Raw genomic sequence first — 24,464 nt, forward strand, 5'->3', positions numbered from 1 at the left:
GCGGATCACTCAATCGACAGAGGAGACGTCGAACATGCCTTTCAGCAGCCTCAAACCGGGCAGATCGCCGCTGACCGCTTTTATATATTGCGTGTTATTGCTTTTCCCTGCCTGTCAGACCGATGCCGGGATCGAATACCGGATATCGACCGTCAACGGAACCTGGCTGATGAACATGACGACGACCCTGATCCAAGGCGAGATCAATGGAAAACCCGAGGTCGTCTGCCTTCCGCGGATCGAGTTTACGTCCGAACTCGACCGCGAGGAGTTCAAACAACGGCTGAAAGCGGGTATCCAGAAGCAGGACGTCGTATTCCATATCTATCACGATGAATTGAACAAGCCGATCAGGTCGGGAAACGTCCTGTTCGCCTCGGACATCTATCTCAAAACCCTCAAGATGAGCTACTTCGCCACGCTGCGGTCATGGGGCTACAAGTTCAAGGTCAGCCGCCAGCCGCCGTTCGAGGACCGCGCCTACGTCCAGGAGGTTCAGTCGCAAGGCCTTCTCGAGATGTCGGCCGCGCTGAAGGACGGCCAGGGAGGCGCACAGAAAGCACCGGGCGTCGCGAAGGCCGGCGCTGGCACGGCGGGAAGCGGCGGCGGAGGGGGGATGATGTCGATCGCGCACCTGTTGCCGCAAGGGTACCTGCCGCCAGAAGTCCGGAAGATGAAGAAGGAACTCGACCGCAAGCTCCGGGAGATCAAGACTCGCCCCTTCAAGGCGGAGGTAATCAGCGTCGATCCGGTTCGATGGGCCGGCGGCCGCATGGGCCGCCTCCTGTCGGACGGCACGGCGTCAGACTGCATCATCGAAGGCCGTTGCACCGCCATCAGGCTTCCCGCACCGCCCTCGAGCGCCCCCCTGAAACCCGAGGCCTGCGCCGCGCTCGCCTCGCAGCCGTGCGAGTTCATTCTCCAGCGCGACACGAACGGACGCGAGATCCTCAGGGACGGGGCGTATGTTCTCGCCGACCTGTATCTGACGGATCTCGGGCTTACCTGGAACGACTGGCTCGAGAGCCAGGGAGTCACGCCCCCGCCGCCCGTTTCCGACCCAGCCTTTGCCACCGCACCGATTCAATTGAGAATTCAGGTGGTGAACGGCGTCTGGATGGGCCTCAAAGCGCCGGCCCTCGGCGCGGTCACGTTCGACGCCCCCCTTCCCCCAGGCTTGTCGGAAACGGAAATCATCCGCATTCCGCCGGCGGAACAGCCCATCGGCGATTTCAAGTCCTTTTCTGCCAAACTGGCTGCCGACGCGCCCGTGCGTAGCCCCGTCAACGTCACCCTTCTCCTCTTTCCCGACGGTTCGCCGTATGAGGAAATGGGGCAGAAGCGGGCCCAGCGCATCTTCTTTCCGAAAAAGCAGGCCACCCTCCTCATGCTCATGAATGCGGCAAACAAGCGCTGACGATCACACGGTTGATTTCCGTACCTTTCTTCCAGTCAGCATCTTGCCACCCCCCCAGCCGATTCTTATAATTTGTACATTCGTCTTTTTGAAATCATGTGCGAAGCGAGGTGTCTTATGAACAGCATCGCCTTACGGCGTCATACGTCGATTCATCTTCTGGTCGTCCTGTCGTTCGTCTGTTCGCTGTTCGTCATGCCGGCTCCGGCGAATGCCGGAGTGCTGTCCAAGGTCTGGTCGTTCGTCAGGCCGGTCGTGAAGATCGCCGGCCACGTCGGCGGCGCCATTGCCGGCGCCACGATGGCCTCGGCGATCGTTCCTCCCCTCGGCACGATCGTGGGCGGCGTTGCCGGCTGGATCGTCGGCGGGATGATCGCCGATTACGGAAGCGCGAGCCTGTCCAACCTCGCCGCGATAGCGGCTGGCGTGGCCGGCGCCATCGCCCTCGGGCCGAGCGCCATCGGCATGGTCGGCGGCTTCCTGCTTGGCGGGCTGGTCGGGAAATTGGCTTTCAGCCTGCTGAAAAAGGCCGACCGCGAAGTGACGGGCGGCGTTCTTCTCAACCAGGCACAGGCTGCACAGGCGCCTTCGATGTCCGTGTCTTCCCAGGTTGGCGAGGTGAAGAGCGACCTGAACAACGGGATGCAGAAGGTCGTGAACACCGTGAAGGAAAAGGTGGACATCGTCACCGACAAGGCGAAAGACACCAAGGCGAACCTGATCCGCGAAGCCCAGGAAAAGTATGAACAGGCTTCGAAGGCCTATCGCGAAGCCGTCGAGAAAGCCCAGGGCTCCGAAGTCGTCCGGAAGGCCAAGCAGGTCATGGACGCTGCCAAAAACGGTCTCCAGCAGCTTCTTCGCAAATAATCAGACATCAAACACGAGCGGGGCCGAAGAATTCTTCGGCCCCGCTCGTGTCTATCGGACCTTCTCAAACCTCACCGTTTCCGTTCGTGCTGAGCCTGTCGAAGCACGAACGGACTCTCGCCCCCTTCGACAGGCTCAGGACAAGCTTCGATACGTTCAGGGCGAACGGGGGGTTCTCACTTTGCCTCTCCCATGAACCTGAGCGTCAGCGACGTCAGGCAAAGCGTCATCATGCATAGGCAAGCTTCAGGCCTTCATCCATCGCCGCCCACAGCGTCTCGACACCCTCGAGGCCGACGGACCAGCGGACGAGCCCCTGCGTGATCCCGCGCGCGAGGCGGTCGGCCTCGGGGATACCGGAGTGGGTCATCGATGCCGGGTGCTGGATGTAGCTGATCGCACTGCCGAGACTGACGGCCAGTTCCATGGGAGTAGTATATCCAGCAAAATAGTTCATCAGCTTCTGGGCCGGTTCGAAACCGTCCTTGAGCTCGAAGGCGATCATGCCGCCCGCTCTGCGCATCTGTCGTTTCGCCAGTTCGTGCTGCGGATGCGACGCCAGCCCCGGGAACCAGACGCGCGCAACGCGCGGATGGGCCTCGAGGCGACGGGCAAGCTCGTCTGCACTGTCGCAGATTTGCTCCATGCGCACGGCGAGCGTCTGAAGTCCCTGAGAATTCAGCCAGGAGTCGAAGGGACTCGGCGTCGGGCCGTGATCCTTGTAAACCGGGAACAGATACTCGCCCATGAACGACCAGGGCCCGATCACCACGCCTGCCACCGACGTCGAGTGGCCATTCACATATTTCGTCAGGCTCTGGATGACGATATCTGCGCCGAGCCTGAACGGCTGCTGCAGATAGGGCGTTGCGAACGTGTTGTCGACGACAAACGGTATACGGCGAGCTTCCGCAAGTTTCGAGATAGCCCGGATATCCGATACGTTCAGGGTCGGGTTGTCGGGCGATTCCAAATACACCATCGCCGCGTTCGGGCTCCGAGCAAGGGCCTCTTCGACCTTTTTCACGTCGCTGGTATCGACGAAATGCGTCTTCACTCCGAACTTCTCGAGCGACCGGAAAAAGCTGTCGGTGCAGCCGTAGACGCTTCCCGAAATGATCTCTGAGCCGCTTTTCACGAGCGCGAACGTCGTGCAGGCGATGGCACCCATGCCCGAAGCGCAGACCAGGGAGGCAATCGTGGGCTTTCGTTCGTCCGCGGCCAGCGCGGCATCGATCAGGTGCTGGCAGTCGAGTCGGAACAGGACTTTCTCGAGGTATTCGGTCGTCGGGTTGCCAAGACGGGTGTAGATGCGGGCGAACGGCTTCTCGCCGCTCTTCGACTCGCCGAGGAACCGTTCGGCGCCGTCCTTGACGTTCCGGAAGCTGAACGTCGACTTCTGGACGATATTGGGCAGACCTATTCCAACCGCTATAGATGCGAACTGGTCGGCCGAAAGGAACGGCTCGTCCGTGCGCGCATACTTGTTTTTCCGCTCGAGCCAACTGTCATACCAGGGATGCATCGACATGGAAATGCTCCTTTCCTTCCTTCTGGACATTCTGTACAGTCCAGTTTACCCGCATCGGCCGTCCCGGTCAACGGCGCCCATCGGAACGCCCCGAGTTTCGGGCGGTTCTGGGCAAGAAAAAAAGTACAGAAAACGGTGGAAAAAAGCAGGTTGGAGACGTATGATGCACATCATGATCAAGTCCGGGAAATATCTGTTCATGGAGTGAGCTGATGCCCAACGGCCGGGAGAAGGAAACGAAGTATTTCCTCGCCGATCTGATCGGAGCCGACATCCGTTCCGCGGAAGGCGCCGTCCCGGCCCGCGTCGTCGATTTCACCCTTCTCCTCGGCGAGAAGTATCCTCGCCTCTCCCATATCGTCATCGAATGCGATGCCGGCGACCGCCGCCTCGTGCGACGCGACCAGTTCGCCCGGTTCGCCCCCGGCTCGCTCGAACTCGCCCAACCGGTATCGGATCTGCCTCTGCTTTCCGACGTCCCCGACTCGGTGCTCGTCCGCAACATCTGGGACAAGCAGATCGTCGACACATCGGACGCGCGCGTCGTGCGGGTGAACGACCTGCAGATCGCCGAAGTCAAAGGGGAACTCCGCCTGCTGGGCGTCGACGTCGGCTTTCGCGGCCTGCTGCGCCGTCTCGGCTTCGAAAAGTTTCTGTGCCCCCTGATCGAACGGTTCTCGGGCCCCCTGAAGAATGAAATCATCGGCTGGGACATCGTCGAAAGCGTACCGACGAATTTCACGCATCTGAAGCTCGCCGTTCCCTCGCAAAAAATCCGCGAGCTCCATCCCGCCGACCTCGCCGACATTCTCGACGACCTCAGCGTCCAGGAAGGCCTCTCCCTGCTGAAAGGGCTCGACACCGAAACGGCCGCCGAAACGCTGGCCGAGGCGGAAGCCGAAACCCAGGCCCAGATCATCGCCGAGATGCCCACCGAACGGGCATCCGACATTCTCGAGGAGATGGAGCCCGACGAAGCCGTCGACATCCTCCAGGACCTCGAGGAGGACAAGGCCGCCGAGATTCTCTCGCACATGGATGCCGAAGAGGCGAACGATGTACGGGAACTGCTGAAGCACCCCGAGAACACGGCGGGCGGCCTCATGAGCGTCGGCTTCGCCACCATCTTCGAGGAGTTTTCCGTCGATGAGGCGTTCAAGCATCTGAGGCTGATGGCGGTCGACCTCGAGATCATCTACTACCTGTACGTCGTGAACAAGAACGACAAGCTGCTGGGCGTCGTCTCGATCCGCGACCTGCTCGTGGCCAATCCGTCCGCAAAAGTCGTCGATATCATGAACGACAAGCTGATTTTCGTCTCGCCCGACACGCCCCAGGAAGAGGTCGCGGCGCTCATCTCCAAATACGATCTGCTCGCGCTTCCCGTTCTCGACGAGGACGGAGGGATGATCGGCGTCGTCACCATCGACGACGTGATCGAACTGCTGCTCGACAATATGCCGCGTATGTGGAAGCGGCGAGCGCTGACGAGCTGAGGACCGGACGATGCCGCAGCGCTTTCTCGCCTTTGCCCGCGCCAGACGCCGTCTGCTAGCCATTCTCGCCGTTCTTGGCCCCGGCCTGATCACGGCGACGGTCGACAACGATTCGGGCGGCATCGCCACCTACTCGCTCGCCGGAGCGTTGTACGGGTTCGACCTGCTCTGGACGCTGTTGCCCATCACCGTCCTGCTGATCATCACGATGGAGATGAGCGCCCGGCTCGGGGCCGCGACGGGCCAGGGGCTCGCCGATCTTCTTCGGGAGCGATTCGGGGTGAAGGTCACGTTCTGGATGCTTTTGACCGTGCTGATGGCGAACTACGGCACGGTCATCAGCGAATTCGCTGGAATAGCAAGCTCTATAGATATTTGCGGCACCGCGACGGGGTATCCGGAAGTCTTCACCTGGCTCAAATACCTGCTGATCCCCCTGCTCACCTTCGGCATCTGGAAACTGATCACAGAGTACGACTACAAGAAGATCGAGAAGTTCTTTCTCATCTCGATCGTGTTCTATCTCGCCTACCCGATCTCGGCCTATCTCGCGAAGCCCGACTGGGGAAGCGCGATGACCGCTCTCGTCACCCCGAAATTCCGGTTCGACGCCGGGTATTTCTTCACGATGATCGGCGTCATCGGCACCACCATCACGCCCTGGATGCAGTTCTACCTCCAGTCGACCCTGATCGAGAAAGGGATCACGCTCAAGGATTACGACGACGCGAAATGGGAAGTCGGACTCGGATGTGTGACGACCGATGTCATCTCGTTCTTCATCATCGTCGCCTGCGCCGTCACACTCCACTTCACGCCGGGAGCCCCCGCGGTCACCGGCATCGACGACATCGGAAAAGCCCTCGTTCCGCTCGCAGGCGCGTACGCCGGCTACCTGTTCGCCCTCGGTCTCTTCAATGCGTCATTGTTCGGCGCCGCGATCCTGCCGCTCTCGACGGCGTTCGCGATCTGCGAGGGCATGGGCTGGGAACGCGGCATGAACAAGACCTACGACGAGGCCCCCTGGTTCTACTGGATCTTCTCGTCCCTCCTCGTCACCGGCGCCGCGATCGTGCTGATTCCCGGCATCAGCTTCCTGTATCTGGCCGTCATGCGCGTGTCGCAAGTGGCGCAGGGCCTGATCCTGCCGCCCTTCCTGTATTTTCTCGTCAAACTCGGCGACGACCGCTCCCTGCTCGGAGAATACGCGAACCCGCCCTGGCTCAGCCGCATCTCGTGGGCCAGCTTTTATATTCTTACAGCGATCGATCTCGTCCTGCTGAGCGCCACCCTCAAGGAGTTCTTCCTGTAGGGGCCCCCTACACCGGCTCACATACGTGCGGCAACGGAGTTCCTACTCGTCGCAAAAGGAACACGACACTCATCCCGTATACTCGCACACTCGATGCCGTTCGTGCTGAGCTTGTCGAAGCACGACAGCTCTCGCCCTTCGACAAGCTCAAGGCGACCAGCTGCATCATGTCAGATCGCATACGATATGTTTCATACACGATAGTTGTCGCCTAACATATGAGACGAGTATTACTGCTGGCGCAATTTCGGCAGGTTGTCGGCACCGGACTGGTATCCCTGCGGATGCAGGCTTACGACCGTGCAAACCAGCGCATCGGTGGCATCGAGAACGAATTTCCAACGTTCAACCGGTGTCCGGGACGAATTGACAGCCTCGAACGAAAACTCGCCTTCCTTGTCGACCGTCGCGGTAAAATCGCGCTTTCCGCTGACGGGGATCATTCCATTGTCGTTCACCTTCGTGCTCGAAACGACTTCGACGTTGACATAGCCCGTCAACTTGTCCGTACTGCGTTCGACATGAAGGGTCAGATTGACGGTCGCCCGGTGACCTACCGTCGTTCCGTCGAGCGTCTTCGTATACAGCGTTCCCTGACCGGTCCAGGTTCCCGACATGTCGTTGCCTGTGAAGCGGGAAATCTTGTCCAGCGTATGCTGGCTCGTAATGTCGGCGAGCGCATCCTCCACCCCCTCTTCGAACGTGGCAGGCGTCATGCCGGCATCGGCCAGCCACACGGCGAGTTTGGTCGCAAGCGAAGCGCAGAACTCATCCAGAATGTCATAGTCCTGAATCTGGCTGATTTTCGCGTTATACGCCTCGTAGATGAGCGATTTTGCCGTGGAGGTAAGGTTGACGGTTCCCATGTTCATCTGGGTGCCGGTGTATGGTTTTGTCGCGCGCAACGAGAGGCTGGCCAGGTCGAAGCGGATTTCATAGGCGCCAAAGGGCTCGAGCCCCGTGACCTTGAACGAGCTGTCGCCCGTGTTCAGGCTGAAGGAAACGGCCTTTCCATTCACCTTGCAGGTGCCTTTCTCGGCAAAGTCCTTCAGAAGCTCCGTATTGTAACCCGACTGGGCCTTCACGGCCGAAGCGCGGGAGGAGCCGCCCACCAGCGCCGTCGCGTTGAGAGCCGGCGGCTGCAGCTGGCCGTAAAGTGTCGTGGTTGTGGCAGAGCCGCTGTTCGAAGTGCTGCTCATACCGCATCCGGCCAGCAAAGGCAACAGGCATATCAGGGCGCACAGCGCACGTTTCATCGGTCGGGTACCTCCTGCGTCACATCGGGCGATTCGGGGTCGGTGAAAGTTTACCAGCTTCCGCCGAACCGTACAAGCCCCTATCCCGGAACCGCCGGATGAAGAAAACCCGCCGATTCATTCTGCTCGGCGGGTTTTCCGGAACAACGGGGAAGAAAACAGGGATCTATTTTTTGAAGCTCTTGTCCGTCAGCGGAAGCATGTAGTCATACCGGGCATCTTTCGGAAGCGGCTGTTTCCAGAGTTCCTTTTCGATCAGGCGGTTGAGCTGGCGGCCGAAGATCGCGCCATAGCGGTTGATATAATCTTCCTGCTTGTCCTTGCCTTCGAGAAACAGGGAGCCGAAGCTCTCGATCTCGGCGACGGCGCGGGCGACGAACGGAGCCCGGATCAGGCCGTACATCCCGATGCCGAAGAAGTGATACCAGGCGCCGTAGTTGTCACCCAGCGGCTGAGAATCGTGCCGGATATAGGCGAGCTTCTGCTGAAGCGGCGAATCCCCGCGGTCGATACGGTAGGGGTCGCTCGCGAGCACGTTTTCCGCGGTGAGCATCGTGAGATACATGTTTCCCTTGTTCAGCAGATAGCTTTCGCGGAACAGTTCGTGCAGCTGAATGCTCCGGTCGGGCTGGTTCATGATCCACCGCTCGAGGGCGGGTTCCTGCCCCGTGACGGCATACCGCGATGTCCAGCCGCAGGCAAGCAGAAGAAAGATCTTCGAGCGCATGAACAGAAGGGTTGGAAACTCTTTCTGCTTGCCGATGATGAACCGGCCGACACGGTGCCAGAATCCGTACCACAGATATCGATGGGCTTCGGACGACCATTTGTGCTCTTCGCCCATGACCGGCGTGATGGCCGGATACTCTTCGAGGATGACCCGGTGTATGGCATTGATCAGCCGGGGAATGTGAATCGGTTTCGTCCGGCCGATCTTGAGCGGGTCTTCCGCCTGCCCGGTTTTCTGGGCCGTCTCGATCGCCTCGAGCTCCCGCTCCTTCTCGATCTCGGCCTGTGGATACGAGCCGCCGACGAGGGTTTTCAGCAGTTTCCAGGGAATCTGGTCGAGTTTGCGGATGAGATAGGCGTCACCCCGTGGATCGACCATCTGGAGCCCGCTCTGCTGATAATGCTCGCCGTTCGAACGTTTCAGCCAGTCCTTGAACTCGCCCGCCGAAACCGGTGAGAATCCGCACCAGAGAACGATGAGAGCCAGAACCGACACTCGATTCAGACGCATGCGTGCAATGCCCCTTCAATGAGTTTTTCCTCATTATACCCGGAATCCGCCTATCCCGGAGTACCCCACCAGGGAGGGTGGCGATCCCTGCATGACACGATTTTCTCGTTCCCGTTCGTGCTGAGCCTGTCGAAGCACGAGAGGCCGTTCGCCCTTCGACAGGCTCAGGGCGAACGGGTGGCTTCATTCTGCAGGACTCGATTTCAGGGAGGCTGAATCCGATTCGGCGGGTGATTGTTCCGCGAGAAAAACGGGGCCGGAAGCGCTCCAGGTATGGAGAAGAGTCGCCCTCCCGCCGTGCGGCCCCTCGAGCAGGACGGTGTCGGTTCCGTAGCCGAACTTCGCGAAAAAATCGGGTTCCCCGTCGGGCTGCTCGTCGCACGTGGTGCGAATGGAGATTCCCGGCTGCGAAGGGATGAGAATGCGAAGATCGCCGGCGTAATAATAATCGCGGAGCGAGTCTTCATGAAGCTCCCGCTGGAAACAGGCTTCGAGCTGCCGGGGCTGCTCGGGCGGAACTCGCAGGAGCGGCACGTATAAGGAATTCCGAAGGACCCATTCCCCGTCGCGTTCGATCATCAGCACGACCGGTTTGTTCCAGGACCACCAGAGACCGATCAGGAAAGGCCCGTACAGGATCGCGACGCAGACAAGCGTCGGAACGAGGCGATAGGAAGACGCATACGCAGGATCCATCGCCTCTTTCGCCGTCGGGAAGAGCAGCGGCCGCAGAATCTGGCCGGCGATGATCCAGCCCAGAAACACCAGGAAAAATACGATGATCCAGGTGATAGCCACCGTCCCGAAATCGAACACCCTGATTCTTTCGAACATCGCCCAGTTCCTGCCCTTCTATCCGGCTGTTTTCTCCTGGTCCGGAATTCCCGAATCCGAAACCCTTTCGAGCAACAAAACCGTGTAATCGTCCGGCTGCGGCTGGCCCGTCAGGAACGACGGATGATGATCGAGAATGTCGCTGCAGGCGTCGGTCAGCGGAATGAAAGGTCGCGTTCCGAGATACGTCTGGAGCGCGACGATCTTCATTTCGTCTTCTCCGCCTTCGCCGAGCGATTCGTACAGTCCGTCCGTATAGAACAACCATCGTTCGCCGGGAAGGATCTCGACGGGCGTGCCGGGAGTCTGGGCCTGCTTCATCACGCCAAGTGGCGGAGCGATCGTGCATCGCTGCTGGGTCCAGGTTCCATCCGGAGCTCGCCGGAACGGGAATACGTGGCCGCGGTGGTAAATCGTCGCCCGATGTTCGATCGTATCGATCACGGTGAACTGGGCCGTAACCATGAGACGCCGCTCCTGGCTGTTCATGAGCGTATAGTTGATCGTATTCACGAGATTCTCGATGGAAAACCCGTCTTTCGTCCGCTGAAGGACGGAGGTCTTCACGATCGCCATGCCGAGCGCAGCCGGGACGCCATGCCCCATGACATCGGCGATCATGACGACCAGATGGCGGTCATCGACGACGAAGTAGTCGAAATAATCGCCTCCCAGCTGTGTCGCCGGGCGCGAGTGGCCGAAAACCCTGTAGCCGTTCAGTTCGAGCGGCTTCTTCGGAAGGAAGTTCGCCTGGACCTGTCGCGCCAGGGAAACCTCGCACGCCATCTCGTACAACCGGGCATTCTGGAGAGCCGTGCCGGAAATGCCGAGCAGAGTCGCCCAGAAATTCTCGCTTTGCCAGGGAAGCCGCTCAGCATCGGTATCATGGAGACACACCGCGCCCCAGCAGGCCTCGCCGACGAGCAGTGGCATATAGGAGGAGTACAAATGCGATCCCGGAACCGTCAGCGGCCGCTTCGTCTCGAAGACGGTCCGGAGGCGCTCCGCAAGCTCCGTTCTATATTTTTGTATATACGTTTCTCCGCGCGTGCCGGCGACCTGTCCCAGAGGCTGGGCCTGGCCGGACTGGGGCTCGAAGAAAACGAGAAGGCCGGCGTCGGCGCCCCGAAGCTCGCAGAACTTCGCGATGACCTCCCGCGACAGGATGCTCATCTCGAGAATCGCCGGAAAGCGGCTTCCGGCGCTGTGGAGGGCCATCAGTTCCCGCACCTTCTGATCGAGCTTGATGTTCTGCTCGCTGAGAATCGCGTTCGCCCGCTTGAGATTGGTTATCAACTGCACGAACCGCACGACGACGTATTGGACGACGGACATCAGCAGCGGGATTGTCATCGGGAGCACCAGCCGCCAGCCCGAAAACATCAGGAAACAGAAACCGGCATACACCGACAGCATGCCGGCAAACACTGCCGTCGAGGCAACGAAGGCGCCTTCCCAGCAGAGAACGCCGAACGTGAACGAGGCAAACACGACGAGAAGACCGACCTGCGTTGCCAACGAAGGGGCTTCGAGAAAATTCGACGCGAGAATGTTCTCGAGCAGGTTCGCATGAACGATGACTCCCGGCTTCAATCCGTGAGGGGTGATCCGGAGGTCACCGAGTCCTTTTGCCGAGGGGCCGACGAAGACGATCGCGTCGCGGAAAATCGACGCGTCACGGCTGACCGACGGGGCAAACACGTCCCAGAAGGTGGCCGGAAGGGCGGTTTCCCTGACGAGATCCGAAAACTTGCAGGTCGGAAACGGCTCTCTCTGCCTGTCGCCAAGGAAATTGATGTAGACCGCTTTCCCCGTTCCGCCGTGCCACAGGCCCTTTATCGGCTTCCAGGGCGGCAGGTCGATGAGCGGGATGCACGTATCGCCGAGAGTCACCCCCCCGTCCGTGATGGCGGCACGCCGGCCCGTGACCTGTTCGGCGATCGCGAGGGAATAGCATCGATACCATTCATCTTCGAATCGATGGGTCAGAAACGTCTTCTGCAGAATGCCGTCGGGGTTCAGATACTCGAAGTCAGCGTTGATGTACCCGAACCCCGCGGCGGACTCGGCGAGGCCATCGAAGGGAAGGGAATAATTCTCGCTCAGCTTCGTCATCGAGGAATCTTCATACCCCTCGTAAAATACCTGGGGGAACAGGACGCGGCCGAATCTGCGGCAGCTCTCGATGAACGCCGCGTCGCCTCCGGGGTCGGCGGAAGAGAGATCCTCAAACATTATATCAAACGCTATTGTTTTTGCCCCGGCGGAAGCGAGGCGGTCGACGAGCGTCGCGTAGAATGAGCGCGAAATCGGCCAACTTCCCAGCTGGGGCAGGCAATCATCCGTGATGAGAACGAGGGCGATCTTCGCCTTTGGCTCCTGGAGGGCCCGCATGCGGTATCGCCAGTCGATGGTGCGGTTCTCGAGCCCGTCGAGCGAGCCGGACAGGAGAAGGGCCGTGAAGATTCCGAAAAACAAGGTCCCTATTCCGACCTCGAGCAGGCGAAATCGCCTGGTTCCCGGTTCGGAAGCGTCGCCAGATTGCAATATCGTCACGTGGTTCGCACGGCTTTCAGCATGTCAGAAGGATGGCATTGCAATAGATGCTCGGCTGCTCGACCCGCTCGACCACGAAGCCGCAACTCTCGACATGTTCGCGGATGGTTTCGAGGGACGGCACGTGATCGGGAGGCGGCCCCTTGTCGCGTTCCGCCTTTGTCCACTCGACGATGCAGACCCGTCCGCCGCTCTTGAGCACTCGTCGCAGGTCGGTCATCAGCGCGACGGGATTCTCGATCTCATGGTAGACGAAGGCCAGGAGGGCGAAATCGACCGTTCCCCGCTCGAGGGGCAGCTCGTCTTCGGCAGACCGCATGAGCGTGACGTTGGACAACGCCTGTCCGGCGATCCTGCGGGCCGCATGCTCGAGCATCGCCGGCTCGGTGTCGAGTGCGGTGACGGTTCCGCAGGAGCCGGCCAGCCGGCTGAGCGCGGGCAAATAGAAGCCCGTTCCGACGCCGATATCCACCACGTGGGCCCCAGCGGGAAGGCGCAGAGGGGCGAAGAGCGTGTCGGGATCGAACACGGACAGCCGCTCGGGATTGTCCAGTTTTTCAAAATTCCGGGGGTCGAACTTGTGACCGCTCATTGTCGTCTCCCGTCAACCGAAGGATGCGCGCCGGCCGAGAATGCCGCTGATGCCGCGAAGCTTCTCGATCAGTCCCGGAAGGCGCTCCGGTTTGAGGGCCTGGCTTCCGTCGCTCAGGGCGTGCTGGGGATCGGTATGGACTTCGATCATCACGCCGTCGGCGCCGGCAGCGATGCCCGCGAGAGCGACGGGCTCGACAAGCCGCCACTGGCCGGTCGCATGACTCGGATCAATGATGATCGGCAGATGCGAAAGCCGTTTGATCGCAGGCACGGCGCTGATGTCGAGATTGAACCGGGTGTAATTCTCGAACGTCCTGATTCCCCGCTCGCACAGCACGACGTTCGGGTTTCCATTCGCCAGAATATACTCGGCCGCCATCAGGAATTCCTTGATCGTCGAACTCATGCCGCGCTTGAGCAGAACGGGCTTGCGAATTTCGCCCAGGGTCTTGAGCAGGCTGAAATTCGACATGTTCCGGGTTCCCACCTGCAGCATGTCGGCATGTTCCGCGATGAGCTCCGCATCGTGCGGATCGAGGACCTCCGTGACGATCTTGAGGCCCGTTTTTTCGCGCACGCGGCTCAGGATGCGCAATCCTTCCTCGCCCAGCCCCTGAAAGGCATAGGGCGAGGAGCGGGGCTTGAAGGCCCCGCCCCGGAACAGTTTGCACCCGTGAGCCTTTACCGCTTCGGCGATCGCGAGAGCGGTCGCCTCATTCTCGACGGCGCACGGTCCGGCGATGATATGCACTTCGTCGCCGCCGAACACGACATCCCCGCCGACGCGAACGAACGAGTTTTCCGGCTTGAACTCGCGGGAGGCGAGCTGGAACGGCTGCCTGACGGGCATGACCCGTTCGACGCCGGCCCAGGTCTCGAACGCCGCATCGATCGCGGGCTGCTCGTCGCCCATGACGGCGATGATCATGCGGTATTCGTCCTGGAGCTGATGCGCGTCGAGACCGAGCGTTTTTACATGGTCAAGTATTTTATGGGCGTGATCTGCCGTCGCCCAGGGGGCCAGCACAATGATCATGGACGCACCTCGCGGCTCCGCATGATGCCTTCACTCCAATTCGAAACCATCGGGCGTCATGACGACGATGCCATTCGCTATAACGGTATGCACCTGGTTCTGGCCGGCCCGGTAGCCGATCGACTTCCAGGAATCGGCGACGATCAGCGCCAGATCCATGCGGCGGCCGATCTCGATCGCGCCCGTCTCGTCTCCGAGGTCAAGGGCATGCGCGGCATGCAGGGTCCCGGCGATGAGCGCCTCCCCGGCCGTCATGCGCAACTGGAGCATCGCGAGCGTCTGGATCAGCCCGGCGCCGAGGAACTGACAGCTTCCGGGATTGTGATCGGACGCGACCGCCACGGGCAGGCCGGCCTCGATCATCGCACGGGCGTTCGCGTGATGCGGTTCCATGAGGTAGGTGGACGTGCCCGGCAGAAGGGTCGGAATGACGCCCGATCCGGCGAGCTTTTTGATTCCCTTCCGATCGGTGCAGATCAAATGGTCGGCGCTGACCGCCCCGACCTCGACGGCGAGGTCGACGCCGCCGATGACGGTGATCTCGTCGGCGTGGATCTTGGGTTTGAGACCGTGTTCGAGGCCTGCCAGGAGAATGCGCCGGGTCTGATCGACGTCGAACGCCTTCTTCTCGCAGAACACGTCGTTGAATTCGGCCAGCCGGTATTTCGCCACCTGCGGAATCCATTCGCGACAGATCAGGTCGACGAACGTGTCCGGGTTCTTCTTGAACTCCGGCGGGATGGCGTGAGCGCCCATGAAGGTCGGAACGATGCGGATCGGGAACTCGGCCTGGAGCATCTTCACGACGTTGAGCATCTTGATCTCGGTGTCGAGGTCGAGACCGTACCCGCTCTTGATCTCGACCGTCGTGGCGCCCCACTCGATCGCCTCCATGAGGCGTTCGGAGGCTTCCTCGAAGAGATCCTCCTCGTCGATCCGGCGGACGGTCTCGACGGTGTTCATGATGCCACCGCCCGCCGCCATGATCTCGAGATAGCTCTTCCCGGCGATGCGCATCTCGAACTCGCCGCTGCGGTCGCCCGCATACACCAGATGCGTGTGCGCGTCGACAAAGCCCGGAAGCGCCGTCAGCCCCGCGCCTTCGACGAACCGGCAGTCGGGCAGGATCCGGACTTCATCGGAAAGCCTGTCCGACGGGCCGATCCAGACGATGACGCCGTCGAGACCGGCGATCGAGACCCGGTGATCTTCCCGGATCTCCCATCCGACCGGTGTGCCCTTGCCGCAGTATGGTTTCGGAAACCGGACGGCGCAGTCGAGATCGTGAACGACGAGATCGGCGGCCGGCTTGCCGGCCTTCGGGGCGGCGACGCGACGGGTCATCGTCGTCACGCCTTCGGCAGCATGCTGTGCAGCACGCCGTTGATCTTGTTCTCGAGCACGCAGCTCGGCGCGTAGTTCTCGCAGCGCAGGTAGTATTCGGCCGTCTCGAACAGCGCGTCCTGCGGCACCAGGCCGATGATCTCGGAACCGACGATCGGCACGCCGTAGCGTTCGGCCTCGGCCTTGATCATCTCGAACACGCGGAACAGCGGCGATTTTTTATAGTTTACCATATTCATGGAAACCTGGACGATGTTGCGCTCCTTCAGTTCGACGCCCATGCCCTTGACCGACGAGAGGCCGCCCGAGATGCCGCGCACGGCCTTCGCGATCTTGTCGGCGATCTTGATATCGCTGGTGCCGAGATTCACGTTGAAGGCGATCAGCGGCATGCGGGCCCCGACGACGGATGCCCCGGCGCTCTCGTGGGGGGCGCACTCGCCGAAGTCAGGCTTCCATTCGGGCTTCTTCATCTTCTCGGGCAGGCCCTCGAACTCGCCTTTCCGGATGGCCGCGAGGTTCTTGCGGTCGGCCTGCTTCTGGCTTTCCTCGTAGAGATACACGGGAACCTTGTAGGTCTCGTTGATCATCTTCGCCACGTCGACGCTGAAGGCGACGGTCTCCTCCATCGTGACATCCTGGATCGGAACGAACGGAACGACATCGACCGCGCCCATGCGGGGGTGCTCGCCCTTGTGGTTGCGCAGGTCGATCTTCTCGAGCGCACGCCTGTAGAGTTCCTTCACGGCGGGCATCAGGCTCTGTCGGTTGCCGATGAACGTGATGACGGTGCGGTTGTGATCCGCGTCGGACGAGTAGTCCAGGAGAAAACAACCGGGCGTCTGTTTGATAGAATCGACGATATAATCAACGTTTTCCTTGTTCTGGCCTTCGCTGATATTGATGATGCTTTCGATGATTTCCATTTTTATATTCTCCCATGTATTTTTCGTTCGTCACGCATGTCGTCCGACCTTCGCAGGGGCGCAGCGGGATGCGCCCCTGCAAGGCACGGGATAAGATCACAGGCTGGGCATGTCGACGCCGTTTCTCTTCGCGCATTCGACGGCCAGCTCGTAGCCGGCGTCGGCGTGGCGGACGACGCCCATGCCCGGGTCGCTGGTCAGGACGCGGCGGATGCGGGCCTCGGCGGCCGGCGTTCCGTCGGCGACGATGACCATGCCGGCGTGGATCGAGTTGCCCATGCCCACGCCGCCGCCGTGATGAACGCTGACCCAGGTCGCGCCGTTCACGGCATTGATCATCGCGTTCAGGATCGGCCAGTCGGCGATCGCGTCGGAGCCGTCCTTCATCGCTTCGGTTTCACGGAACGGCGAGGCGACCGAGCCGGTGTCGAGGTGGTCGCGGCCGATGACGATCGGCGCCTTGACCTTGCCGGTACGCACGAGCTCGTTGAACAGCACGCCGGCCTTTTCCCGGTCGCCGTAACCGAGCCAGCAGATGCGCGAGGGCAGGCCCTGGAAATGCACCTGTTTTCCGGCCTTCTCGATCCAGCGTTTCAGCGCGGCGTTCTCGGGGAACAGCTTCAGCAGCTCGCGGTCGGTCGTGTAGATATCCTCGGGATCGCCCGAAAGAGCGACCCACCGGAACGGGCCTTTGCCCTCGCAGAACAGCGGCCGGATGTAGGCCGGTACGAAGCCGGGGAAGTCGAACGCGCGCTTCAGGCCGCGATCGAGCGCGACGGTGCGGATGTTGTTCCCGTAATCGAACGTGATCGCGCCCTTGTCCATGAGCGCCAGCATCGCCTCGACGTGGGTGCGAATCGAATCTTTCGCCCGCTCGACGTAGGCGGCGGGATCGCTCTTCCGCAGCTTCGCAGCCTCCTCCAGAGACATACCTGCAGGTATATATCCATTCAGCGGGTCGTGGGCCGAGGTCTGATCGGTAAGCACGTCGGGGACGAAGCCCATCTTCACCATCTGCGGCAGCACCTCGGCGCAGTTGCCGAGCAGGCCGATCGACAGCGGCTTCTTCGCGGCCTTCGCCTCTTTCGCCTTCGCGATCGCTTCTTCGACCGAGGCTACCATGACGTCGCAGTATTTGTGGTCGATGCGGCGCTTAATGCGGGTCGGGTCGACCTCGACCGCGATGCAGACGCCGTCGTTCATCGTGACGGCGAGGGGTTGGGCGCCGCCCATGCCGCCGAGGCCGCCGGTGAGCGTAATCGTGCCGGCGAGCGAGCCGCCGAAATGTTTGGCGCCGACCGCGGCGAGCGTTTCATAGGTGCCCTGCAGGATGCCCTGCGTGCCGATGTAGATCCAGGAGCCGGCCGTCATCTGGCCGTACATGATGAGGCCCTTGCGGTCGAGTTCGTGGAAGTATTCCCAGTTCGCGAACCGCGGCACGATCATCGAGTTGACGAGCAGAACGCGCGGCGCGTCGGGGTGCGAACGGAACACGGCGACCGGCTTGCCCGACTGAACGAGCAGGGTCTCGTCCTCCTTCAGCCGCCTGAGGGTGGCGAGAATCGTGTCGAACGCCTCCCACGTGCGGGCGGCTTTGCCAATCCCGCCGTAGACGATCAGTTCCTCGGGTTTCTCGGCGACCTCGGGATCCAGGTTGTGCTGGATCATCCGGTAGGCAGCCTCGGTGAGCCAGTTGCGGCAGCTGAGCTTCGTGCCGGTCGGCGGATGGACGATGCGGGCCTTAGACGAGTTGGACGCGTTTTGCGACATGGGTGACGAGATCTCCTTTCCACAGAAGCTCCCGGGCCATCTCCAGATCGGGGGCCTGGAAGCGGTCTTCCTTGAGCGGCGGAACGGCGGCGCGCAGCACCTCGTAAGCTGCGGCGGTGCCTTTTCCGAGAGCGAGGGGCTTGAGGAATTCGTAGGCCTGGCAGGCGCACAGCCATTCGATCGCGAGCACCTGGGCCGTGTTCGACAGGATGCGGGCTCCCTTGCGGGCCGCCACGGTGCCCATGCTGACGTGGTCTTCCTGATAGGCCGACGTGGGAATCGAGTCGACCGAGGCCGGGTGGGCCAGCACCTTGTTTTCGCTGACGATCGAGGCCGCCGTGTACTGCACGATCATGAGACCGGAGTTCACGCCCGCATCGCCGGCGAGAAACGGCGGAAGGCCGCTGACGAGCGGGTTCACGAGCCGGTCGATGCGGCGCTCGCTGATGTTGGCGAGTTCGGCCATCGCGATGCCGAAGAAGTCGGCCGCCAGCGCCATCGGCTGGCCGTGGAAATGGCCGCCGGAGATGACGGTGTCGGCGCTGAGCAGGATCGGGTTGTCGGTGACCGAGTTCAATTCGATCGAGACCTGGGCGGCGAGGTGGTTGAGCGTCTCGCGTGTGGCCCCATGCACCTGGGGAACGCAGCGGAGGCTGTAAGCGTCCTGCACCTTCGTGCAGTTCACGTGGCTCGAACGCACCTCGCTGTCGGCGACGCAGGCCAGCACGTTGGCGGCCGTCTGCTTCAGGCCCTCGTAGGGACGCAGGGCAATGAAATCGGGGTTGTAGGGGCTCGTCGAGCCCTTGAGCACTTCGAGGGACAGCGCCGCGATCACGTCGGCGGCCCGCGCGACGTCGATGCCCCGCTGAACCGCGAGGCCGAGCACGCCGGTCATGACCGATGTGCCGTTGATGAGCGCCAGCCCTTCCTTCGCCTGCAGGGAAATCGCCTTCAGGCCGGCGCGTTCGAGCACCGGCCCAGTGGGGACGCGCTTGCCGTCGGCATCCATGACGAAGCCTTCGCCCATCAGCACGAGCATGATGTGCGAGAGTGGGGCCAGGTCACCCGAGCTTCCGACCGAGCCCTGGCTCGGCACCCACGGCGTCACGTCGTTGTTGAGAAGGGCCGCAAGGGCCTCGACGGCCTCGGGCCGGATGCCGCTGACCCCGTGAAGAAGGGAATTGATGCGGATCGCGATCATCGCCCGCACCTCTTCCTTGCCGAACGGCTCTCCGACGCCGGTCGCATGGCTGCGGATCAGGTTCGTCTGGAGCTTGCCGAGGTCTTCTCTGCTGATGCGCGTGTTGCAGAGATGGCCAAACCCGGTGGTAATGCCGTATACGACGCGATCTTCCGCGATGAGCCGTTCGACGACGGCCCGCGACTCGCGCACCTTCGCCATGGCGGACGAAGCGATCGACACCCGCTCGCCGTCGGCGATCCTACGTAACTGTTCAAGCGTGAGACGTGTACCGGTTAGTTCGATCATGACCTTTCCTTGTCGTTCTATTCGGAGTTGGGCGGCCGTAACGCATGCATGGCGGCGCCGAGGGCGCCGAAAAAGGAGCCTGAGGGGTGAAGCCCGACTTCGAAGCCCAGCAGGGAGCCAAGCTCGGCGGCCAGCGCGGCGTTCGCGCCGCCCCCGACGAGCAGGGCCGGGGCGCCGAAGCCGGTCCGCTGGAGCATCGCATGGAGTCGCTCCGCAACCGCGCGGAACACGCCTCGCGCGAGGGAGGCGCGGTCGACGCCGTCGGCCAGCCGTCCGATGATTTCGGATTCGGCGAACACGGCGCACGTGCTCGAAAGCCGCGCCGGTTCGGCGGCTTTCGCGGCGAGATCGGACAAGCCGGCCAGCGGCACGCCGAGGCTGTTCGCCACGAGCTCGAAAAACTTGCCGGTCCCGGCCGCGCACCGGTCGTTCATCTCGAAATCATCGACCTTGCCGGACTCGTCGAGGTGCATCGCTTTCGCATCCTGCCCGCCGATATCGATCAGCGTGCGCAGACCCGGCGCCAGCACCTGCGCGCCCACGGCGAACGCGCGGATCTCCGTGAGGGCCGTTCCCCGGCACGCATCGGCCGCCGGTCGGCGGCTGTAGCCGGTCGTTCCGATCGGCAGCGCATCGGCCGCGCACCGGGCCCGCAGGCGCCCGACCCAGTCGATGACGACGGCTTTTTCCAGGGCCCAGGACTCGAACACGACCGATTCGCGGATCAGGCCATCCTCGACCAGCACCGCTTTGGTGCGCCGGGAGCCGAGATCGAGGCCGATGGCGAACGTCATTGCCGTTCACCCGGGCATGAGCCGCCGCGCGTCTGATTCCGTATCCGCCCCGTTCCCATGGGGCGGATTATATCACAGTATCCGCCTTCCGGCTCACTCTCCGAATTCGGCTTTCAGCTTCACGTAGGCGTTTTCGAGAAGGTCGCGGGCGATCTTGCAGACGTCGCCGATCATCGGGAACCAGCGCTTCATCATGCGGACGGCCTGGAGTCTCACGCGCTTTTCGTCGTCGCAGAGGGAGCGAAGTTCGTTGAAGTCCATTTCGAACTTGATGATGATCATCTGGACGATATGCATGAGATAGAGATTGAAATATTTCCCGAACATGATGATGCGCCCTCTGGCGCGCGTCAGTTCATCATGAATCTCGTTCAGGCGCTCGGTGGGAAACCGGTCGAGGAAATCCTTGAGCTCGTGGAAGCCTCCCTCGTCCAGCTCCTTTTCGAAGTCCGTCACCCGCTTCTCGCCCTTCTCGCAGTATTCGATGACGTTATCCACCTCGATCCGGGTGTTCTCGATCGTCTGCTTGAATCGTTTCCAGAGTTTCTGGACTTCTTCTTCCGTCGGAACGTGCAGGCTGCGAAACTGGGCGACGGCGTCGACCGGTCGGGTGCAGTATTTCGCGATGGCTTCGCGCAGGGGCATCACCTGGGTTCCCTCGATGAACGCGCCGCCCTCCGTCGCGTTGATGCATGTTCCCTGGTAATGGGCGACATCGGTCACGAAGCCGTTCCTGAACATGTTGAAGATCTCGGTCGTATACACCCACTCCTCGCAGTTGCCCTTCACCTTGAACAACTGGTGCTGTTTGAGATTCAGTTTCGTCGCATCGCTCACGCCGTCGGCGTGCGTGACGTCGGCGCTCTTCACGGCGCAGTCCTGCCCGACGAGGATGATCGGGTTGCAGCCGAGGGCCTCGAGAATCTTGAACGCAAGATTCGAGCAGGAGGCGCCGGACGGGAGAGTTCCTTTCGGGATGTCGATCCAGTCGAAATGGGCGAAGGCGCGATAGACGATGACGATCGGCCCTTTCCAGTTCGCGTAGGTCTGCGGCATGATGACCGGCGTCGCCGAAAGCCAGATATCTTTCAGCTGCTCTTCCGTGAACTCTTCAAAGAGACTCGCCGTCTTGAGAATGCGTTCGAGCGACGCCACGGCGTGAGGTTTGATGCCGTGTTTCAGCAGGATGCGGAGGGCCGAATCGGCGCAGATCATCACGCATTTGCCCTGCGCCGCATGCAGCTCCTCGATGTTTTTGTTGAGCGACGGTCCGGTCGAGACGATGATGCCCGGAACGTTCCGGAACTTCCCGAACAGGTCCTTGATGCCCGGGTTGCGCATGATGATGCTGAGGTTGGCCATGATGTTCTCGACGCCGATCATCGAGTCCTTCGGGCAGTTGCCGTAGTTCAGCACGATCTGGTGCGCCGCTTCCCGGAACGCTTTCACCGCTTCCGTGTGATAGCTGCCGTGCAGTTTCGACAACGCCGGATGATCGAAGACGACGAGCGTTTTCAGAAAGAGCTGCAGCGATATGCCCGACTGTTTGATCATGTCGTTCATGACGGCAAACAGTTCGTTCTCGGGCACGCCGATCACCCAGCGAATTTTTTCCGATTCGAGAAGATCGGAGATGTCGGCATGCTTCACCACCTGCGTCAGGGCCTGCATGTCCTTCTCGACGACCACGATGAAGAAGTTTTCCTTCAGCTGTTCGAGCGCGGCCCTGATGTGATACCCCAACCCCAGTCCGAGAATCATCAGCAGCTTGGGGTTCTTGAAATTCATCCCCGCGATCTGCTGCTCGGCTTCGCGAACGGGGTCATACTTGCTGTGAATCTGCGTGACCGTTTCGCCGACCTTCACCGCGAGAGTCGGAACCTTCGTCTTCGACGGCTCGATGAGATACGCGATCGGGCTCGGTTCGTTCATCTCGACGACTTTTGCGAGCACCGGAAACCGCTTGCGAAGGACTTTCATGTTCTTGGCGTAGGGGGTTGGCGATGACATGCTCTTCTCCTGGTTGCAATCGGTTCCGGAACCTGCGCCGGCCCGGTTTCGGGATATTCAGAACGTCACAGCGCCGGCTCGCCGTTCAGGATATACCTTCACGGGGTTTCGTACAACTCCCGGCTTCGAATCGTCGTCAGGCCGTTCTGCGCCGGTGAGCGATCCAGGCGGTCAGCAAAACGGCTCTGTCGATCGCCGGACCGCCGAAAGAGGCCGCGTCAACGGGCAGTTCGGAAACGAGAATAGTTTTTGATATTATACCTATCCCGCGCGCCGGTATGACATACACGGCCTCCGCATCCGGGTCTCTCGCCGCTTCGCCCGTCCGGAAATCGTCGTCGAGACGGATCGTGACGAGACCGGCATCACCCGCAGTTTTTTCAGAGCACCCCAGGGAAGCCAGGATCCTTCGCATCGTGACGGCCTCTTCGCATCCCGAATCGGAAAGAATGCGGCACGCACACCCGGAAAGGCCGACGCCGACGGGCTTGACCCATTCGAAATACCGCCGGTCGCCGCGCACCCGATCGCCGAGAGAACGGAATCCGGCTTTTTCGAAGATCCGCCGGGAAGCGAGGTTGTCGAGAAACGTCTCGGCCCGGATCAGCACGGCGCGCTCGATGACTTCGGAGCGTTCGACAGCCTTGCCGAGCAGGAGCGTGCCGATGCCTTTTCCGAGATGCTCCGGGGCGATGCCGATCGATACGGTCAGCGTTCCAGGCAACGGCGCCGGATCGAACCGTATCTGCCCCACCGGCCCGTCCGTTGCGTCTTCCATGATGAATCCGACGCGCCTGGAGTCGCCGAGAAACCGGTTGAACCAGGCGGCATGTTCCGCCGGATCGATCGGACGATCCGTGAAAGACCAGCGCCGATGTTCATCGGAATTGCGCCAGCGCAGCAGCAATTCCATGTCCCCGGGCCGGAACGGGCGAAGCGTTCTCACACCATGTCCCACGTGAGAATATCGTCCTCCTCGATGTCACGGACGGCCCTGCGCCCGACAACGAGATCGAGAAACCTCGTCGGTATACCGAAACCGGGACGTTTCACCTCGATCATGTCCCGCGTGATAACCGATCCGCGCGGAATGGCCCGGGCCGCCACCAGGCTTCGCCTGGCGATGCGGTATAGTTCCTGCTCGGCGGCGGTATGGTGCTTGATCGGACTGCCGAGAGCCGCTTCGGTCTGGCGGATGGCCGTCACCATCTCCTTCAGTTCGTGCGGCTCGAGGGAAAAGGGATGATCCGGCCCTTCCTGATTCCGGCTCAGCGTGCAGTGTTTTTCGATGATACATGCCCCGCGCGCCACGGCGGCGACATCCGTTATATATCCCATCGTATGGTCGGAGAAACCGACGGGCGCCTGGAACGCCTGCCGGAGGGTGTCCATCGCCCGCAGATGCAGGTTCTCGTATGCCGGCGGATACGCGATCGCGCAATGCAGCAGGGCCACGTCCCTTCCCCCCGCCTGTTTGAACGTCTGCAGGGCGACCTCGATGTCTTCCAGGTTGGCCATGCCGGTGGAAAGGATGAGCGGCTTGCCCGTCCGCGCGACCCGCTCGATGAGCGGGAGATGGGTGATCTCGAAGCTCGCGATCTTGTAGGCCTCGACCCCGGCCGCTTCGAGTTCTTCGACGGCGGGAATGTCGAACGGCGTGCAGAGAAACATGATGTTTTTCTTGCGGCAATGGCTCATCAGCTGGTCGGTCCAGCCACGAGGAATTTCGAGGCGTTTGATGATGTCCCAGAGCGTTTCGCCATCCTTCGCCAGCTTCTTGTCTTTCAGGTAGCTGGCCATCGGAGTTTTCTTCGAGTAGATCTTCTCCGCCGCAAAAATCTGGAACTTCACCGCATCGGCCCCGGCGTCTGCTGCGACGTCGATGAGGCGGATCGCGGTGTCGAAATCACGGTTATGATTGCTGCCGGCTTCGGCGATGATGAAGCACGGCCTCGAGTCTCCGATATGGCGATGTCCGATGGTTATCTGCAT

The 24,464-nt window shown here is 61.3% G+C and carries 19 protein-coding genes; 4 read left to right on the forward strand and 15 right to left on the reverse strand.

Annotated features, from left to right (window positions below):
• Window positions 1-34 precede the first annotated feature (34 nt).
• Together PLU72_04055 and PLU72_04060 are read left to right on the forward strand one after the other, a co-directional pair.
• Window positions 35-1,417 carry a hypothetical protein gene (locus tag PLU72_04055; GenBank protein HOT27340.1) on the forward strand — a complete coding sequence of 461 codons (1,383 nt, stop codon included), beginning with the start codon at window positions 35-37 and terminating at the stop codon, window positions 1,415-1,417.
• 117 nt (window positions 1,418-1,534) lie between these two features.
• Window positions 1,535-2,284, forward strand: a complete 750-nt coding sequence (locus PLU72_04060; protein HOT27341.1) for a hypothetical protein — start codon at window positions 1,535-1,537, stop codon at window positions 2,282-2,284.
• A 229-nt stretch (window positions 2,285-2,513) separates the two neighbouring features.
• Here PLU72_04060 and PLU72_04065 read toward each other — a convergent pair whose 3' ends face one another.
• Window positions 2,514-3,815: an aminotransferase class I/II-fold pyridoxal phosphate-dependent enzyme gene (locus tag PLU72_04065; protein HOT27342.1), complete on the reverse strand. Its 1,302-nt coding sequence runs from the start codon at window positions 3,813-3,815 to the stop codon at window positions 2,514-2,516.
• 212 nt (window positions 3,816-4,027) lie between these two features.
• On the opposite strand from PLU72_04065, the gene PLU72_04070 reads away from it, so the two are divergent.
• Complete coding sequence (locus PLU72_04070) at window positions 4,028-5,311, forward strand: CBS domain-containing protein (protein ID HOT27343.1); 1,284 nt, start codon at window positions 4,028-4,030, stop codon at window positions 5,309-5,311.
• A gap of 10 nt (window positions 5,312-5,321) precedes the next feature.
• Window positions 5,322-6,623: an Nramp family divalent metal transporter gene (locus PLU72_04075; GenBank protein HOT27344.1), complete on the forward strand. Its 1,302-nt coding sequence runs from the start codon at window positions 5,322-5,324 to the stop codon at window positions 6,621-6,623.
• A 230-nt stretch (window positions 6,624-6,853) separates the two neighbouring features.
• Here PLU72_04075 and PLU72_04080 read toward each other — a convergent pair whose 3' ends face one another.
• The 14 genes from PLU72_04080 to PLU72_04145 form a co-directional block, all read right to left on the reverse strand.
• Window positions 6,854-7,822 carry a hypothetical protein gene (locus PLU72_04080; GenBank protein ID HOT27345.1) on the reverse strand — a complete coding sequence of 323 codons (969 nt, stop codon included), beginning with the start codon at window positions 7,820-7,822 and terminating at the stop codon, window positions 6,854-6,856.
• 223 nt (window positions 7,823-8,045) lie between these two features.
• Window positions 8,046-9,119: a hypothetical protein gene (locus tag PLU72_04085; protein HOT27346.1), complete on the reverse strand. Its 1,074-nt coding sequence runs from the start codon at window positions 9,117-9,119 to the stop codon at window positions 8,046-8,048.
• 183 nt (window positions 9,120-9,302) lie between these two features.
• Window positions 9,303-9,953 carry a hypothetical protein gene (locus tag PLU72_04090; protein ID HOT27347.1) on the reverse strand — a complete coding sequence of 217 codons (651 nt, stop codon included), beginning with the start codon at window positions 9,951-9,953 and terminating at the stop codon, window positions 9,303-9,305.
• Between the two features lie 18 nt (window positions 9,954-9,971).
• Window positions 9,972-12,431, reverse strand: coding sequence for a CHASE2 domain-containing protein (locus tag PLU72_04095; protein ID HOT27348.1), 2,460 nt, complete (start codon window positions 12,429-12,431; stop codon window positions 9,972-9,974).
• Window positions 12,432-12,525: 94 nt separating this feature from the next.
• Window positions 12,526-13,101 carry a methyltransferase domain-containing protein gene (locus PLU72_04100; protein HOT27349.1) on the reverse strand — a complete coding sequence of 192 codons (576 nt, stop codon included), beginning with the start codon at window positions 13,099-13,101 and terminating at the stop codon, window positions 12,526-12,528.
• Between the two features lie 12 nt (window positions 13,102-13,113).
• Complete coding sequence (gene aroF, locus PLU72_04105) at window positions 13,114-14,139, reverse strand: 3-deoxy-7-phosphoheptulonate synthase (GenBank protein ID HOT27350.1); 1,026 nt, start codon at window positions 14,137-14,139, stop codon at window positions 13,114-13,116.
• A 30-nt stretch (window positions 14,140-14,169) separates the two neighbouring features.
• Window positions 14,170-15,483 carry an imidazolonepropionase gene (hutI, locus tag PLU72_04110; protein HOT27351.1) on the reverse strand — a complete coding sequence of 438 codons (1,314 nt, stop codon included), beginning with the start codon at window positions 15,481-15,483 and terminating at the stop codon, window positions 14,170-14,172.
• Window positions 15,484-15,488: 5 nt separating this feature from the next.
• Window positions 15,489-16,409, reverse strand: coding sequence for a glutamate formimidoyltransferase (gene ftcD / locus PLU72_04115; protein HOT27352.1), 921 nt, complete (start codon window positions 16,407-16,409; stop codon window positions 15,489-15,491).
• Window positions 16,410-16,505: 96 nt separating this feature from the next.
• Window positions 16,506-18,179 carry a urocanate hydratase gene (hutU, locus tag PLU72_04120; GenBank protein ID HOT27353.1) on the reverse strand — a complete coding sequence of 558 codons (1,674 nt, stop codon included), beginning with the start codon at window positions 18,177-18,179 and terminating at the stop codon, window positions 16,506-16,508.
• Window positions 18,151-19,668: a histidine ammonia-lyase gene (gene hutH / locus PLU72_04125; protein HOT27354.1), complete on the reverse strand. Its 1,518-nt coding sequence runs from the start codon at window positions 19,666-19,668 to the stop codon at window positions 18,151-18,153. Before hutH ends, hutU begins: the two co-directional genes overlap by 29 nt.
• A gap of 17 nt (window positions 19,669-19,685) precedes the next feature.
• Window positions 19,686-20,462 carry an acyl-CoA dehydratase activase gene (locus PLU72_04130; GenBank protein HOT27355.1) on the reverse strand — a complete coding sequence of 259 codons (777 nt, stop codon included), beginning with the start codon at window positions 20,460-20,462 and terminating at the stop codon, window positions 19,686-19,688.
• A 93-nt stretch (window positions 20,463-20,555) separates the two neighbouring features.
• Complete coding sequence (locus PLU72_04135) at window positions 20,556-22,472, reverse strand: DUF115 domain-containing protein (GenBank protein HOT27356.1); 1,917 nt, start codon at window positions 22,470-22,472, stop codon at window positions 20,556-20,558.
• A 136-nt stretch (window positions 22,473-22,608) separates the two neighbouring features.
• Window positions 22,609-23,418: a GNAT family N-acetyltransferase gene (locus PLU72_04140; protein ID HOT27357.1), complete on the reverse strand. Its 810-nt coding sequence runs from the start codon at window positions 23,416-23,418 to the stop codon at window positions 22,609-22,611.
• Window positions 23,415-24,464 (reverse strand): N-acetylneuraminate synthase family protein, encoded by a 1,050-nt coding sequence (locus PLU72_04145; protein HOT27358.1) that lies wholly within the window; start codon window positions 24,462-24,464, stop codon window positions 23,415-23,417. Before PLU72_04145 ends, PLU72_04140 begins: the two co-directional genes overlap by 4 nt.

It is taken from the genome of Candidatus Ozemobacteraceae bacterium, assembly GCA_035373905.1.
GTDB lineage: Bacteria > Muiribacteriota > Ozemobacteria > Ozemobacterales > Ozemobacteraceae > MWAR01.

What these genes read in the sequence shown, in the direction of transcription:
- PLU72_04055 (HOT27340.1), top strand. Translation starts at nt 35, where the DNA reads ATGCCTTTCAGCAGCCTCAAACCGGGCAGATCGCCGCTGACCGCTTTT.
- PLU72_04060 (HOT27341.1), top strand. Translation starts at nt 1,535, where the DNA reads ATGAACAGCATCGCCTTACGGCGTCATACGTCGATTCATCTTCTGGTC.
- PLU72_04065 (HOT27342.1), bottom strand. Translation starts at nt 3,815, where the DNA reads ATGTCGATGCATCCCTGGTATGACAGTTGGCTCGAGCGGAAAAACAAG.
- PLU72_04070 (HOT27343.1), top strand. Translation starts at nt 4,028, where the DNA reads ATGCCCAACGGCCGGGAGAAGGAAACGAAGTATTTCCTCGCCGATCTG.
- PLU72_04075 (HOT27344.1), top strand. Translation starts at nt 5,322, where the DNA reads ATGCCGCAGCGCTTTCTCGCCTTTGCCCGCGCCAGACGCCGTCTGCTA.
- PLU72_04080 (HOT27345.1), bottom strand. Translation starts at nt 7,822, where the DNA reads ATGAGCAGCACTTCGAACAGCGGCTCTGCCACAACCACGACACTTTAC.
- PLU72_04085 (HOT27346.1), bottom strand. Translation starts at nt 9,119, where the DNA reads ATGCGTCTGAATCGAGTGTCGGTTCTGGCTCTCATCGTTCTCTGGTGC.
- PLU72_04090 (HOT27347.1), bottom strand. Translation starts at nt 9,953, where the DNA reads ATGTTCGAAAGAATCAGGGTGTTCGATTTCGGGACGGTGGCTATCACC.
- PLU72_04100 (HOT27349.1), bottom strand. Translation starts at nt 13,101, where the DNA reads ATGAGCGGTCACAAGTTCGACCCCCGGAATTTTGAAAAACTGGACAAT.
- aroF (HOT27350.1), bottom strand. Translation starts at nt 14,139, where the DNA reads ATGATCATTGTGCTGGCCCCCTGGGCGACGGCAGATCACGCCCATAAA.
- hutI (HOT27351.1), bottom strand. Translation starts at nt 15,483, where the DNA reads ATGACCCGTCGCGTCGCCGCCCCGAAGGCCGGCAAGCCGGCCGCCGAT.
- ftcD (HOT27352.1), bottom strand. Translation starts at nt 16,409, where the DNA reads ATGGAAATCATCGAAAGCATCATCAATATCAGCGAAGGCCAGAACAAG.
- hutU (HOT27353.1), bottom strand. Translation starts at nt 18,179, where the DNA reads ATGTCGCAAAACGCGTCCAACTCGTCTAAGGCCCGCATCGTCCATCCG.
- hutH (HOT27354.1), bottom strand. Translation starts at nt 19,668, where the DNA reads ATGATCGAACTAACCGGTACACGTCTCACGCTTGAACAGTTACGTAGG.
- PLU72_04130 (HOT27355.1), bottom strand. Translation starts at nt 20,462, where the DNA reads ATGACGTTCGCCATCGGCCTCGATCTCGGCTCCCGGCGCACCAAAGCG.
- PLU72_04135 (HOT27356.1), bottom strand. Translation starts at nt 22,472, where the DNA reads ATGTCATCGCCAACCCCCTACGCCAAGAACATGAAAGTCCTTCGCAAG.
- PLU72_04145 (HOT27358.1), bottom strand. Translation starts at nt 24,464, where the DNA reads ATGCAGATAACCATCGGACATCGCCATATCGGAGACTCGAGGCCGTGC.